This is a genomic window from Amycolatopsis antarctica, from assembly GCF_002262875.1.
Taxonomy (GTDB): Bacteria; Actinomycetota; Actinomycetes; order Mycobacteriales; family Pseudonocardiaceae; genus Amycolatopsis; species Amycolatopsis antarctica.
The window spans coordinates 365653-379835 of record NZ_NKYE01000001.1 but is presented as its reverse complement, the minus strand read 5'-3'; the positions used below and the strand labels follow the sequence as shown (position 1 = coordinate 379835).

Genomic DNA, 14183 nt, shown 5'->3' with positions numbered 1-14183 from the left:
TCGCCTCGGCGTTCCCGATGATAGTTGCGAATTCAGCGAATCGGCGCGATGAGGACGACTGTCACACCCCGTCCGGCCGTGGTCGCGGGGCGGGCACGCGCCAGCAGCGGACGACGAACACCAGCGCCAGCGCGGTGAACGCGGACGCGACGAGCGGCAGCAGCGCCGGTCCGCCGTGCGGCAGGATCAGGCCGCCCGCGACACCCGCCAGCCCCACGCCGAGGTAGATCGCCGAGGCGTTGAGCGAGAGCAACAGGCCGGCCCCCTGGGGTGAGAGCTCGATCAGCCGGTGCTGCACCGGTGGGTTGAACGACCAGGTGGCCATGCCCCAGACGAACAGCGCCACCGCCGCCCCGGCCACGGTCGTCGCCGCCACCGGGAGGACGGCCAGCACGACGACGAGCAGCCCCACCACGGCGATCAACGGGCGCCGCGATCCCCAGCGGTCGACGATCCGGCCGCCGGCGATGTTGCCGAGCACGCCGCCGAGGCCGTAGACGAGCAGCAGGACGTTGAGGGTGGAGCCGCCGATGCCGGCGGTGGCGGCGAGCAGCGGGGCGACGAACGTGTACACCGAGAAGGCCGCGAGACAGCCCAGCACGGTCGCCGCGAGCAGCGAGCGCACCCGCGGATCGCGAGCCACGGCGAAACGTTCGGCGAACCGCACGGCGGGCGGCGGTGGCACCCGGGGCAGCAGCAGGCGCACGGCGATCGCGCCGAGCAGCGCGGCGGCCGCGACGACGGCGAACACCGCGCGATAGCCGAGCCGATCGGAGAGCGCGCCGCCGAAGGGCACGCCGAGTACCAGCGACACGGTGAGCCCGCCGAACACCAGCGCGACCGCCCGGCCCCGCCGTTGTGGTGTGGTCAGCTCGGCGGCGACGGCGCTGGCGGCGGGGGTGAAGACAGCGGCCCCGATCGCGGTGACCACCCTGGCCGCGAACAGCGAGGGGTAGCCGGGGGCGAGGGCGGCCAGCCCGTTGCCGAGCGCGGTGACCAGCAGGGCGGCGACCAGCAGGGTGCGGCGTTCCCAGCGTGCCGTCGCCGCGGCGCACAGCGGGGAACCGAGCGCGTAGGCGAGGGCGAAGGCGGTGACGAGCTGCGCGGCGGCGGACGGGGAGACGCCCAGTTCGGCGGTCAGCGCGGGCAGCAGCCCGGCGACGACGTAGCCGCTGGTGCCGACCGCGAACGCGCCGAACGCCAGCACGGCGCCCCGGGGGGATCGGGTGCCGGTGCGCTCGCCTCCCGTGCCGACGGGTGCCGTGGCGCGGGTAGTGGCCGACATGGTTCTCCCGGTGGACGGTGCTGCGGCGGACAACGTTCGTTCGATCCTCGTCGAACTACGACCGTCACCGTACTACGAGGGTCGCGTGCCGCGACACGGAAGTACGAGGAACGTCGTACGATGTGGGAATGGCGGACGAGCGGAGCGGCCCCGGCACCGACGGGGATGACGGCCCGGCCGTGTCCGGCGGGTACAGCTACCCGCGCCGCGCGGACATCGCCATCGAGGGCGTGCTGCAGGCCCTCGCCGACCCGGTACGGCTGGACATGGTCCGCCAGCTCGCCGATCGGATCGAGATCGCCTGCGGGGCGTTCGAGGTGCCGGTGAGCAAGTCCACACTGACCCACCACCTGCGCACGCTGCGCGAGGCCGGCCTCATCCACGGCCGCCAGCAGGGCACCGCGCGGTACAACTCCTTGCGGCGCAAGGATCTTGACGCTTTGTTCCCCGGCCTGCTGGACGGCGTGCTGGCCGCGCCGCGCCGCTGACCTGCCCTCCCCGCCGGGTGGGTGGGCAGGCTCACCCTGGATCACCGATGACATCGCGGCGCCGATCCGTTGGACTGTGTTCGGGACAGACACGCACGATGCCGTGCGGCTGTCCCTGTTTACCGATCTTCGCTTTATCGATACAGAACCGCCGTCACGCACACGGGCGGATCACCGTCCGCCGATCGCGCCCGTCCCAGCCACACCTCGTCCCCGCAGAGGAGAACCGTGCCCATCGCGCTGCTCGCGCTCGCCATCGGAGCGTTCGGCATCGGCACCACCGAATTCGTCATGATGGGAGTGCTGCCGGAGGCCGCGGCCGACTTCGGGGTGTCGATCCCCGACGCGGGCCAGCTCATCTCCGGCTACGCGCTCGGCGTCGTCGTCGGTGCGCCGCTGCTCACCGCCGTCGCCGTGCGGCTCCCGCGCAAGACCATGCTGCTGGCCATGATGGTCCTGTTCACGGCGGGCAACCTGCTGTTCGCCATGTCGCCCAACCACCAGGTCGGGGTCGCCTTCCGCTTCCTCGCCGGGCTGCCGCACGGCGCGTTCTTCGGCGCGGGCGCGGTGATCGCGTCCAGCCTGGTCGCCAGGGGCAACCGGGCCAAGGCCGTGTCGATGATGTTCATGGGGCTGACCCTGGCAAACGTCGTCGGCGTACCGCTCGGCACGCTGCTCGGCCAGCAGGTGGGCTGGCGCGCCACCTTCCTGCTGGTCGCCGCGATCGGCGTGGTCGCCTTCGCCGCCATCCACCGGCTCGTCCCGCACCAGGGCAGGCCCGCGCAAACCTCGCTGCGCGGCGAGCTGGGCGCGTTCCGCCGTCCGCAGGTGTGGCTGGCGCTGGCGATCGTCACCTTCGGCCTCGGTGGCGTCTTCGCCTGCCTGTCCTACATCACGCCGATGCTGACCGACGTGGCCGGCTACGAACCGTCCTCGGTGACGCTGCTGCTCTCCCTCGCCGGCCTCGGCATGACGCTGGGCAACTTCATCGGCGGCAGGCTCGCCGACCGCGCCCTGATGCCCAGCCTCTACGGCGCGCTGCTCGCCCTCGCCGCCGTGCTCGGCGTCTTCACCGTCACCGCACAGGGCAAGGTCGGCGCGGCGATCACCATCTTCCTGATCGGTGTCGCCGGCTTCATGATCGGACCGATGATCCAGGCGCGGATCATGGAGAAGGCGGGCGGCACGCCCTCGCTCGTCTCGGCGGCCGTGCAGTCCGCGTTCAACATCGCCAACTCGATCGGCGCCTACCTCGGCGGACTGGTGATCGCCGGCGGACTCGGCCTGGTCGCCCCCAACTGGGTCGGTGCGCTGCTCGCCGTCATCGGCCTCGGCCTGGCCCTCGTCTCCGGGCTGATGGACCGCGGCCGGGAGGACGGGGAAGCCGACGACCCCGCCGCCCCCGCGGCACGCCCCGCGCTGGCCACCGCCGACTGCTGAGACGGCCGCTGACCTCACCCGGAGTCCTCAGCCCTGGGGGCCCCGGGTGATCGTCAGGGCGACGAACAGGATCAGCAGGCCCAGTGCGGCGTAGATGAGCACGTCCACCGCCTTGCCGCGAATGGCGAGCAGCCCGGCCTGCTCGGATCCGAGCGCGCCCCGCAGCACCGAGGCGACCAGCAGCGCGCCGCCGATCAGCGCGGCACCCTGCCGCCAGTGGTACATGCCGATGCGAATGGCCGCGACGCCGACGAGCGCCATGACCACGAGGAACGGGAGCTGGGCCAGCAGCGGGTGACGAGCACGGCGGGACGCGGACACCGGCTCAGCTCGCCCGCTCGGCTGCCTGCACCACGTTCGACACGAGCATCGCCCGCGTCATCGGGCCGACGCCGCCGGGGTTGGGCGAGACGAAACCCGCCACCTCCTCGACGCCAGGGGCCACATCGCCGGCGATCGCGCCGTCGACGCGGGACACCCCGACGTCGAGCACCGCGGCACCGGGACGCACCATCTCCGGCGTGATCAGACCGGGCACACCGGCGGCGGCGATCACGATGTCGGCCCGGGCGACCTCGGCCGCCAGGTCCCTTGTGCCCGTGTGGCACAGGGTCACGGTGGCGTTCTCGCTGCGGCGGGTCAGCAGCAGGCCGAGCGTGCGGCCCACGGTCACCCCGCGGCCGACCACGGTCACCCGCGCACCCGCGATCGGCACCTCGTGGCGGCGCAGCAGCTCGACGATGCCCCACGGTGTGCAGGGCAGCGGGCCCGTCTCACCCAGCACCAACCGGCCGAGGCTGACCGGCGCGAGACCGTCGGCGTCCTTGTCCGGGTCGATGCGGTCGAGGATGCGGCCGGTGTTCAGATGCCCCGGCAGCGGGAGCTGGACGATGTAACCGTGGCAGGCCGGGTCGGCGTTCAGTTCCTCGACGACCGCCTCCAGCTTCTCCTGGCTGACATCGGCCGGGAGATCGCGGCGGATCGAGTTGATGCCGACCTTGGCGCTGTCGGAGTGCTTCGCCTTGACGTACCAGTGGGATCCGGGGTCGTCGCCGACGAGCACCGTGCCCAGCCCGGGCACGATCCCGCGCGCAGCCAGCGCCGCCACCCGGGGGGTGAGCTCGTCGAAGATCGCGTTCTTGGTGGCCTTGCCGTCCAGGACTGTCGCCGTCACGGCCGCCATTGTTCCAGGGTCGCCGCGCCTTGTCGCCGACCGCCCGCCGCCGCGATCGGAATGGCCATCAGCGCCACGGCCGTACCGATGAGCGTGGAGGTGCTCAGCCCCGTCCCGCCCGCCGGGAACAGCAGGTCCAGCAGTACCGAACCGATGAGCTGGCCCGCGATCGCGGACAGCCCGAGCAGCAGCACGCCCGTCCAGCTCACCACCACCGAGGCGAGCGCGATGAACACGATGCCGACCAGGCCGCCGACGTAGAGCAGCGGGTTGGCCGGCACCGCGGTCGGCCCGCCCCGGACGGCCAGCGAGACCAGCCAGGCCAGCACCAGCGCCGTGGTGCCGACGGCGAAGTTCACCAGGGTGGCCGTCAGCGCACTGCCCGCGGCGGCACCCACCCGGCCGTTGACCGCCTGCTGCAGGGCCATGCACACGCCGGCGGCCAGCGGCAACGACAGCAGCCACAGGTTGCCCGCGTGCCCCAGCTCGCCGGAGACGGCACCCGCCACCGCGAGCAGGGTCAGCACGGCACCCGCCACGCGCTGCCAGGTCAGGCCCTGCGGACCGGCCGGACCGAGGCCGACCCGGTCGACGAACAGCCCGCTCATCGTCTGGCCAGCCACCACGCCCACGGTGAACATCGCGATCCCCAGCACCGCCGCGGCCACCGACTGGCCCGCGACCAGCAGCGCACCGCCGAGCCCGCCCGCGCAGTGCCACGGCCGCAGCGTCCCGGTGCGCAGTTCGGCCCGCACCCGGCCGAGACCGGCGCGCATCCGCCTGCTCAGCGGTATCGCGAGCACGAGCAGCAGCAGTCCGCCGCCGAAGGAGATGACGGCGGCGAGCATCGAGTCGTGCAGCTCGGCGCCGAGCTGGCCGTTGATGCGTCCCTGCGCGGCGATCGCGACCCCGGACACCACGGCGAGCCCGACACCCAGCGCCTTGCGGGAACCGGACACGACGGCAGGTTCCGGACCGCGCTCCCGTTCCGCCGCCGAACCTCTACGGGCAGTAGTCATCGCGCTCCATTGTCGCCCATTCGACGGCATGCGCACGGTCCCTCGACGGTGATGTTCGACGCGCTGGTACCACCCAGGGATGCCCACCGTGCGGCCGGGCCGTACGGATTGACCACTGTTTCGTGCATAAGCGCTCCGGAAGAGTCAAGATGTTCACGTGGCTCAACCGACCCAGCTAAACGCGACCGAACAGGACACCCTGGTCAAGCAGATCGGGCTGTCCCTCCTGCGCGCCGCGCCACGTGATTGGCAGCGGGTGAGCGCGGAGTACCGGGCTGTGGGCAAGTACCACGAGCTCACCGGCGAGATCACCACCTCGGACGGTTCCACGGTGGACTGGGTAGCCACCCACGACATCGCCACGCTGTTCGGCAGGCTGCGGGCCGGGATGTACCGCGAGGGCAGGGGCACCTGGTTCAACGCGCGCTACACCCTCGACCACCCGTCCAGCTACAACCTGGAGTACGACCGGGACGAGCCGCCGTGGAATCTGACTCCCCCGCCGCAGGCCTACGCGGATGAATTGCGAATGTTCCCCCGTTCGGAGGACAACATCCCCGAGTGGCTGATGCGCCGTATGTCCGGTCTGGGCCCGGAGCGGCCCGGCCCCCGGTTCCGCATCGCCCGCGTCTTCGACGGCGTGGGCGCCGCGGGGCGGCCGGTGATCAACCGGCAGGAACTCGACCGAGCCGAACAGGACCGGTTGCTCGACTACCTCGACGGCGCCCCCGTCGTACTACCCGGACGCGGCCACGACATCGACCGGCTCGCGAGCGAGCCGGAAGGCACCGTGCCGGTCGCCTTCCACAGCGACGGGCAGTGGATCTGGCCCGCCGCCGTCAACTTCTATCTGCGTGAGTACGGCGTCTCCCCGGAGCCCGATCTCGTCGGCCACATCCGCTCCACCGGGTTCCGCATCCCCGAGGTGCCGGACCAGCTTCGGCAGGCCGCTGCGGGGTACGTCACCCGTGGCGGACCAGGCCCGGATGGCGACCCCGGCCGCGGTGGTGAGCGCGGCGGCGAACGCAACGGCTCCGCGCAGCCGTTCGCCGCGGACGGGCACCGTCCGAACGACCACCCCGCCGACGAGCCGGACGGCGACGACGAGCCCACCGGCAAGCACGAGCCGAGCCAGGTCGACCCGGCCACCACGTTCACCCCCGCCGCCTTCGCGGGCGGTGCGTTCGCGGGTGGCGCGGCAACAGCCGTCGCGTCCCGCCACGCGGCACCCGACCACCCCGGCATCGACGACGCCGCACCGGACCGTTCGTTCGCCGAACACGAGGCACCCGGCTACGCCGCTTTCGGCCACTCCGTGGCGTCGGAACATCCCGGCAACGAGCACGACGGCAACGGTCACGCCGCGGATCACGAACGGCCGGACGACGACGGGGGCCCGCCCACCCAGTTCGGGCAGACGCCCGTTCCGGCCCACGGCGAGCCCGTCCTGGCGGAGCTGCAGGACCGGCTGGAGGACCTCGACGTCCCGCCCGCGGCGTACAGCATCGGTGAGCCCACCGACCACGGCTGGAGCGTGGAGGAGGTGTCCGGGGGCTGGCGCGTCGGCTGGTACGACGGCGACCTCACCAACCCCGCGGTCTTCGGCGATGTCGAGGACGCGGCCGCGTTCATGCTCGGCAAACTGATGCTCGACCCGGACGGTGCGGCGGCCGGCGCCCGCGCACCGGCGCCCGCGACGGCACCGGCGCCCGCGCCTTCGCCCGCACCGTCGCCGGGCCGCGAGCAAGGTCGCGAGCCGGGGCAGGACGGCAGGCGTCCGGCACCGCAGCGGGTGGACGTCACCGCGATGCTCTCCCCCGAGATATCCACCGGCCGCCAGGTCCCGCTGGACGTCACCCAGGCGATGCCCGCGGCGAACGGGGCGTCCGCCCTGCGCGCCGAACCCCGGCCGGAGCCCAGGCCCGAACCCCGCCCCGAACCGCGGCGCCCGGAATCACAGCGCCCGGAATCACAGCGTTCCGCGCCGGAGAACCAGCGCGGCGGACAGAGCGGTGGACAAGGCGGCTCGCAGGGTGCCGGACAAGGCGGCGGGCAGGGTGGCGGCAGCGGCCAGCAGCAGTGGCCGATCCAGCCGCTCAACGGCGAACCGCCGCTGACCCTGTTCCGTGGCAAGGAACTCCGCGAGCTGCCCGCGGGCAGCGAGCTCGACCGGTTCGGCGGGCCGAACGGCAACCTGACGTACGCGGCGGGCACCCCGTTCGAGGAGCGGTCCCTGGTGCCGGAATGGGTGAGCAGGCCGTACCACGTGTACCGCGTGCAGCGGCCGCTCGAAGCGCTCGCCGGGGTCGCGATTCCATGGTTCAACCAGCCCGGTGGTGGTTCGGCGTACCTGCTGCCCGCGTCGATCGAGGAACTCGTCGCCGAGGGTGACCTGCTCGAGCTCGATCCGGGCGAGCCGCCCGTCGACTGACGCCTGACGGGGTGCCCGGTGCGCTTTCGCTCCGGTGCGCCTTCCCTCAGTGCACGATGAGCCCGCACGCCGCCGCGTAGGCCACGGCGGTGTCCACGTCCACGTGCGCACCGGCCAGGTCCGCCTGGCGCAGACCGTTGGCGTCCAGCACGGCCTCCCGGAGGTCCGCGTCGGCCAGGATCGTGCCGATCAGCCGGGCCCCGGTCAGGTCGGCACCGCGCAGGTTCGTCTTCGACAGGTTCGCGTCGGTGAGGTTGGCCTCGCGCAACCGCAGCCCGGACAGATCGCTGCCCTTGAGCATCGCGTTGCCGAACGAGACGAGGGACAGATCGCAGTCGCGCAGGGAGATCGGCCGCAGCCGGCAGTCCGAAAAGGACGATCCGAGCAGTGAACAGCCGTTCCATGTGGTGTCGGTGAGGACCGTCCGGTCGAAGCGGCAGGACCGGAACGCGGACGCGGTGTGCCGGGACTCGCCGAGGTCCGTGCGGGTGAAGTCGCAGTCGTCGAAGACGCAGCCCTGCGTGACCAGTCCGCGCAGATCGGCCTCGGCGAAGTCGCAACGGACGAACCGGCGACGTTCCCACCGGGCCCCGGGCAGCACCGCGTCCTGGTAGTCCTCGTCGATCTCGTCGGGGGTTCCGGTGTCCTCGCCCACCGGCAGCACCTCGCGCTCATCCATGCCGGGAGCCTGTCACATCCGTTTCGTGCCAAGAGATCCGGTCGAACACGGTACGCAATCGTCCGGCGCGCCCGGGATGCGTGGCACCGACCCAGGAGATACGGCCGAGCACGTGGGCGCGGAAATCGTGGTGCCCGTGGACGTTCTGCGCGGCGGGACCGGTACGCAGGCAGTTGTGCAGCAGGGCGCGGAGCGCGTCGTACTCCTCCCTGGGCACGGCGGGCGCCGAGTTCACCACCAGCCCGGCCACCCGCTGGCGCTGGTGGGCGAACGTGACCGAGGTCTTTCCCTTGCGCAGCAGGAAACCCTCGTCCATGACGATCCGGCGCACCCCGGGCAGCAGCCGGTGCAGCGGCAGAGTGGAGTCGCCGGAGAACGCGAGGTCGTCGGCGTAACGGGTGTACCGGGCATCCAGCGCGCGGGCGAGGGCTTCGAGCCGTACGTCGAGTCCCGCGGTGACGGCGTTCGCCACGGCCGGCGAGGAGGGCGCCCCCTGCGGCAGGTGCGCAGCGGCGAGTCCGCGTAACAAGCGGTGCCGGACCGCGTCGTCGCTCGCGCGCGGCGCGGCGGAGAGCACGTCCACCGGTGCGGCCGTGGTCAGCACTCCGGCGAGCGCACCGGCCACGGCACGCGGGTAACCGGCGCGGCCCAGCAGCGACCGGATCCGGCCGGGCGCGACGGCGGCGAAGAAGCCTTCCAGGTCGAACCGGACGAGGCGGGCCGAGCCGGCGTGCGGCGCGGCGCAGGTGAACGCGGACCGGCCGGGCCGGAACCCGTGTGCCGCCTCGTGCACGGGCAGCCGGGACAGCACGTGCCGGGTGATCCGGCGCTGCAGTTCGGCCAGTCGCGGTTTCGGCTGTTCCAGCAGCCGGACACCGCCACTCGAGGTGGGAATCCAGCGGTACCGGTAGTGGCGCAGCGGGCAGGCCGCACGCCGGTTCCAGGTGCCGCGGTCGGCGAACCAGTCCAGTTCACCGACGGTCAGGTCCAGTGCCTCGGCACACTCGCCGACCGTGTTCCAGCGCGGAACGTCCCAGCGCCACTCCCGCGCCGCGACGGACAGTCCCGCCTGGGGCTCGGCGGTGCCACCGGTGATCCGGAAGGGGGCGACCGGGGCCGGAGCCGGCAACGGCGGGAGGTCCGCGATCAACCGGGCGAGGTGGCGTTCCCCGCCGAAGGGTGGACTCGGGTTCAGCTCGACCAGCCGGTTCGCCAGTTCCGCGGCGGCATCGGCGGAATGGCCGGCTTCCTCGGTGAGCCGGTCGGCCAGCGCGTCCCGTTGCCACGGCCCGGCGAGCGCGGCCGCGACGGACCTGCCCGCGTTCGAACGCCACCGGGTACGGGCGCGGTCCCGGGACCGCTGGATGAGCGCGGGCCAGTCGCCGCGCTCGATCAGTTCGGCCGGCTCGACGGGTTCGGCCGGTTCCGGTGCACCGCCCGGGTGCTCGGCGTGGGCCGGGCCCGGGGCCAGCTCGTCCATGTCGTGGCCGGGCTCGTCGTCGGCAGCGACGTCGGCGTCGGCAGCAGCAGCGGTGGCGGCGTCGGCATCGGTGGCGGCAGCAGCGGTGGCGGCGGCGGCGGCATCGGTGGCGGCAGCAGCGGTGGCGGCGGCGGCATCGGTGGCGGCGTCGGCGTCGGCGTCGGCGTCGGCGTCGGCGGCGGCGGCGTCGGCAGCAGCGGTGGCGGCGTCGGGAGCAGCATCGGTGGCGGCGGGCAGAGTCCCGGACGCGGCACCGCCGGATGCCTCGCCACCGGACACCTCCCCACCGGATACCTCGTCGCGGGGCGCACAGTCGCGGGACACGAAGTCGCGAGGAACGTCGTCTCGGGCGCCGTCCGGACCGGAGCCGTTCATCCCGGTCCCATGGGCAGCGCAGCGGCGGTGAAGCCGCCCCGAAAGTGTGGCGACGCGGGGTGACCTTTTCTCCGTGTCTCCGCGCGCATCAGGTACGCGGAGCATGCTCGCGCGCGTGGGGCGCGATGCCTACCTCTGGTCGATCTCCCCGGGGTTGCCCCGGAGCGGGCGGGAACTCCCACCTGCTCACCTCCGCGTCGTCACCCTCCGACCATAGGGACTCCCTCCGACGATGTCAGGTATGGCGCGGTCAGGCGTGGCGCGGTGAGGTGTGGCGCGATTGGTCACCGGAAGTCGCGCGAGGTGGACCGGATCCGCATCGGCAGGTGCTGCAACCGATCGGCGAGCAGGCTGACCACACCGTCCGCCCGCTCCACGGTTCCCCGCACCAGCAGTGCCGGGCTGGCGCGTGCGATGCGGTGATAGCGCTGCCACAACCCTTTCGTGCAGATGACGTTGATCATCCCCGTCTCGTCCTCGATGTTGAGGAAGGTGATGCCGCCCGCCGTCGCGGGACGCTGGCGATGCGTCACGGCCCCGCCGATGAGCACGCGGCTGCCGTTCTCCGCGTTCGCCAGCCGCTCGGCGGTGACCACGCCCAGCGCGTCGAGCCGGTCCCGGATGAACTGGGTGGGAAACGAATCGGGGGACAACCCGGTCGCCCACACGTCGGCGACCGCCACGTCGATGTCGTCCATCCCCGGCAGCACCGGCGCGGCGGCACCGGTCGAGCCGCCGGGCAGTTTCTCCGGGCGTTCCGCCGCCACGGCTCCCGCCGTCCACAGCGCACGACGCCGGTCGACGTCGAAGCAGCCGAAGGCACCGGCCGTGGCGAGCGCCTCGACCTGCGGGGTGGTGAGCCGCACGCGCCGGGCGACATCCGCCATGTCCCGGAACTCGCCGGCCTGTTCCCGTTCCACCACCAGGGTTTCCGCGAGTTTCGGGCCGATCGTGCGAACGGTGGCGAGACCGGTGCGGACGGCGTGTGGATGCTCGCCACCGTCCGCCGGTTCGAGCGTGGCATGCGGCAGGCTGGCGTTGATGTCCGGTCCGAGGACGAGAACACCGTGTCTGCGCGCATCGGCGACGAGGGACTGCGGCGAGTAGAACCCCATCGGCTGGGCGCGCAGCAGCGCGGCGCAGAACGCCGCGGGGTGGTAGCGCTTGACGTACGCGCTGGCGAACACCAGATAGGCGAAGCTGAGCGCGTGGCTCTCCGGAAAACCGAAGTTGGAGAACGCCTGCAGCTTGCCGAAGATGTGCTCGGCCATCGTCTCGTCGATCTCGTTGACGGCGGCACCCTCGTAGAACCGTTGCCGCAGCCGCTCCATCTTCTTCGCGGATCGCTTGGACCCCATGGCGTGCCGCAGTTCGTCCGCCTCAGCGGCGCTGAATCCGGCGACATCGAGTGCGATCTGCATCAACTGTTCCTGGAACAACGGCACGCCCATGGTCTTCTTCAACGCCTTCTCCAGCAGCGGATGGTCGTAGTCCCATTCCTCCTTCCCGGTGTAGCGGCGGATGTAGGGGTGCACCGAACCTCCCTGGATGGGCCCGGGCCGGATGAGCGCGACCTCGATCGCCAGGTCGTAGAACTTCTTGGGTGCCAGTCTCGGCAGCGTGGCGAGCTGGGCCCGGCTCTCCACCTGGAACACGCCGATGGCGTCGGCCCGGCGGAGCATCGCGTAGACCTCGTCGTCGGCGAGGTCCAGGTTCCGCAGGTCGATCTCGATGCCCTCGTGCTCACGCACCAGATCGACCATGTAGTGCAGCGCGGAAAGCATGCCGAGGCCCAGCAGATCGAACTTGACCAGGCCGACCGTGGCGCAGTCGTCCTTCTCCCACTGCAGCACGCTCCGGTTCTCCATCCGCGCCCACTCGATCGGCACGACCTCGCTGACCGGACGGTCGCAGATCACCATGCCACCGGAGTGGATCCCGAGGTGCCGGGGGAAGTCCTCGATGGCGCGGGAGAGTTCGAGCACCCGGTCCGGGATGTCGTGATCGTGATCGTCGATGGTCTCGGAGAGCGGGCCCCAGCGATCGATCTGCTTGCTCCACGCGTCCTGCTGTCCCGGCGAGTAGCCGAGCGCCCGCGCACTGTCCCGTACCGCGGATCGGGAGCGATAGGTGATCACGTTCGCCACCTGCGCGGTACGGAGCCTGCCGTACTTGCCGTAGACGTACTGGATGACCTCTTCCCTGCGGTCGGACTCGATGTCCAGGTCGATGTCGGGGTAACCGTCCCGGTCCGGGGCGAGGAACCGTTCGAACAGCATTTCCCAGCGCACCGAGTCGACCCTGGTGATGCCGAGCGCGAAACAGACCGCCGAGTTCGCCGCCGAACCCCTGCCCTGGCAGAGGATGTCGCTGTCCTGGCAGAACCGGACGATGTCCCAGACGATCAGGAAGTAGCCCGGGAAGCCGAGCCGTTCGATGATCTCCAGTTCGTGCTCGATCTGCCGGTAGGCCTCCGGACAGGACTCCGGTGTGCCGTAATACTTCCTGGCGCCCGCGACGGTCTTCTCCCTGAGGAAACTCGTCTCGTCGTGCCCTTCCCCCACCTCGAACGGCGGCAGCTTCGGAACGACGAGTTCCAGGCCGAACTGGCATTCCATACCGAGCAGCGCGGCCCGCTGCACCGCACCCGGGTACCGGGCGAACCGCTCCGCCATCTCCGCGCCGGAACGCAGGTGCGCGGTGTCCACGGCGGGCAGCCAGCCCTCCATCTCGTCGAGTCCCCTGCGTGCCCGGATCGCGGCGAGCCCCGCCGCCACCCGGCCGCGTTCAGGAGTGGCGTAGTGCGCACCGGTGGTGGCCACGGTCGGCAGGCCGACATGTTCGGCCAGCTCGGCCAGCGCGTCGTTGTACAGGCTGTCACCCGGAAACCCGTTATCGGTGAGCTCGACGTGGACGTTGTCCGCACCGAACAACTCCACGAGCTGGCGCAGCCGCGCGGCGGCGGCCATCGGCCCGCGTTCCACCAATGCACGCCGGACGGATCCCTTGCGGCAGCCGGTGAGCACGGCACAGCCGCCACGCACCTCCGCGGCCACGGCCTCCAGGTCGTACACCGGACGGCCCTTCTCCGCCCGTTCGCCGGGCGGCAGGTCCCGGTCGTGCCCGGCGAGCTGACCGGCCGTGATGGCCCGGCAGAGCCTCCTGTACCCCTCGACACCGCGGGCGAGTAGCAGCAGGTGCTCCCCCTCCGGGTCGGCGAAGCCGTTCTGCGGCATCGACAGGCCCAGGCTCAGCTCGGTGCCGAACACGGTCCGCACGCCCAGATCCTTGGCCGCCTGGGCGAACCGCACCACGCCGTACATACCGTCGTGATCAGTGATCGCGATGGCGTCCAGTTCCAGCCGGGCCGCCTCCTCCACCAGTTCCTCCGGATGGCTGGCACCGTCGAGGAAGCTGAAGTTGGAGTGACAGTGCAGCTCGGCGTAGGGCACGCGCAGGCCCGCCCCGGCCCGGTCGTCCCCGCGGATGGAGCGCAGGTCGGCCGGGCAGACGTAGCCGTCACGTTTGCGGGTCCAGGCGGGACTGTCCCCACCGTCGCCCACCTGCTCCGGCCGCCCGGAGAGCGTGCGCTCGAGACGCCGCCAGGACACCGGCGGGTTGTTCCAGCCCATCGTCTACTCGGAGCCGTTCTCGGGGGAGCACCGGGGCCGTGGCACGGACACCGGCAGTTCCTGCTGTTCACCGTCGCCGCGCAACCGCCACCACTTGGTCCTCGGCACACGATGCGGCAACGGAACGGACAGCTCCGGACGGAGCCGCCACTGGATACCGCGAAGCTGGTCGTCGTCCAT

11 protein-coding genes are annotated in these 14183 nt (G+C 71.9%); 3 read left to right on the top strand and 8 right to left on the bottom strand.

Features of this window, described 5'->3' with window-relative positions; translation table 11 throughout:
• Window positions 1-61: 61 nt before the first annotated feature.
• Window positions 62-1285, bottom strand: coding sequence for an MFS transporter (locus CFN78_RS01900; RefSeq protein ID WP_094860752.1), 1224 nt, complete (start codon window positions 1283-1285; stop codon window positions 62-64).
• Window positions 1286-1413: 128 nt separating this feature from the next.
• On the opposite strand from CFN78_RS01900, the gene CFN78_RS01895 reads away from it, so the two are divergent.
• Both CFN78_RS01895 and CFN78_RS01890 read left to right on the top strand, forming a co-directional pair.
• Window positions 1414-1773 (top strand): ArsR/SmtB family transcription factor, encoded by a 360-nt coding sequence (locus tag CFN78_RS01895; RefSeq protein ID WP_094860751.1) that lies wholly within the window; start codon window positions 1414-1416, stop codon window positions 1771-1773.
• Window positions 1774-2001: 228 nt separating this feature from the next.
• A complete protein-coding gene (locus tag CFN78_RS01890; RefSeq protein ID WP_094860750.1) occupies window positions 2002-3213 on the top strand; it encodes an MFS transporter in 1212 nt (403 codons plus the stop codon).
• A gap of 27 nt (window positions 3214-3240) precedes the next feature.
• Here the strand turns inward: CFN78_RS01890 and CFN78_RS01885 are convergent, their stop codons facing one another.
• From CFN78_RS01885 to CFN78_RS01875, 3 genes are all read right to left on the bottom strand, one after another.
• Window positions 3241-3474 carry a DUF3017 domain-containing protein gene (locus CFN78_RS01885; RefSeq protein ID WP_094861071.1) on the bottom strand — a complete coding sequence of 78 codons (234 nt, stop codon included), beginning with the start codon at window positions 3472-3474 and terminating at the stop codon, window positions 3241-3243.
• Window positions 3475-3538: 64 nt separating this feature from the next.
• The gene (locus CFN78_RS01880; protein WP_094861070.1) at window positions 3539-4387 is read right to left on the bottom strand and encodes a bifunctional methylenetetrahydrofolate dehydrogenase/methenyltetrahydrofolate cyclohydrolase; all 849 of its coding nucleotides are present in this window, start codon (window positions 4385-4387) and stop codon (window positions 3539-3541) included.
• A complete protein-coding gene (locus tag CFN78_RS01875; RefSeq protein ID WP_094860749.1) occupies window positions 4384-5406 on the bottom strand; it encodes a DMT family transporter in 1023 nt (340 codons plus the stop codon). The genes CFN78_RS01880 and CFN78_RS01875 overlap by 4 nt, the downstream gene beginning before the upstream one ends.
• 157 nt (window positions 5407-5563) lie before the next feature.
• Between CFN78_RS01875 and CFN78_RS01870 the strand changes: the two genes are divergently transcribed.
• Window positions 5564-7837 carry a TNT domain-containing protein gene (locus CFN78_RS01870; protein WP_094860748.1) on the top strand — a complete coding sequence of 758 codons (2274 nt, stop codon included), beginning with the start codon at window positions 5564-5566 and terminating at the stop codon, window positions 7835-7837.
• Window positions 7838-7883: 46 nt separating this feature from the next.
• Here CFN78_RS01870 and CFN78_RS01865 read toward each other — a convergent pair whose 3' ends face one another.
• The 4 genes from CFN78_RS01865 to CFN78_RS28980 all read right to left on the bottom strand — a co-directional run bounded on the left by CFN78_RS01865 (window position 7884) and on the right by CFN78_RS28980 (window position 14183).
• Window positions 7884-8516 carry a pentapeptide repeat-containing protein gene (locus tag CFN78_RS01865; protein ID WP_094860747.1) on the bottom strand — a complete coding sequence of 211 codons (633 nt, stop codon included), beginning with the start codon at window positions 8514-8516 and terminating at the stop codon, window positions 7884-7886.
• On the bottom strand, window positions 8509-10371 hold the full coding sequence (locus CFN78_RS01860) for a reverse transcriptase family protein (RefSeq protein ID WP_240519204.1): 1863 nt from the start codon (window positions 10369-10371) through the stop codon (window positions 8509-8511). Before CFN78_RS01860 ends, CFN78_RS01865 begins: the two co-directional genes overlap by 8 nt.
• A gap of 284 nt (window positions 10372-10655) precedes the next feature.
• Window positions 10656-14003 (bottom strand): error-prone DNA polymerase, encoded by a 3348-nt coding sequence (locus tag CFN78_RS01855; RefSeq protein WP_094860746.1) that lies wholly within the window; start codon window positions 14001-14003, stop codon window positions 10656-10658.
• A 3-nt stretch (window positions 14004-14006) separates the two neighbouring features.
• Window positions 14007-14183 carry an immunoglobulin domain-containing protein gene (locus CFN78_RS28980; RefSeq protein ID WP_165777409.1) on the bottom strand — a complete coding sequence of 59 codons (177 nt, stop codon included), beginning with the start codon at window positions 14181-14183 and terminating at the stop codon, window positions 14007-14009.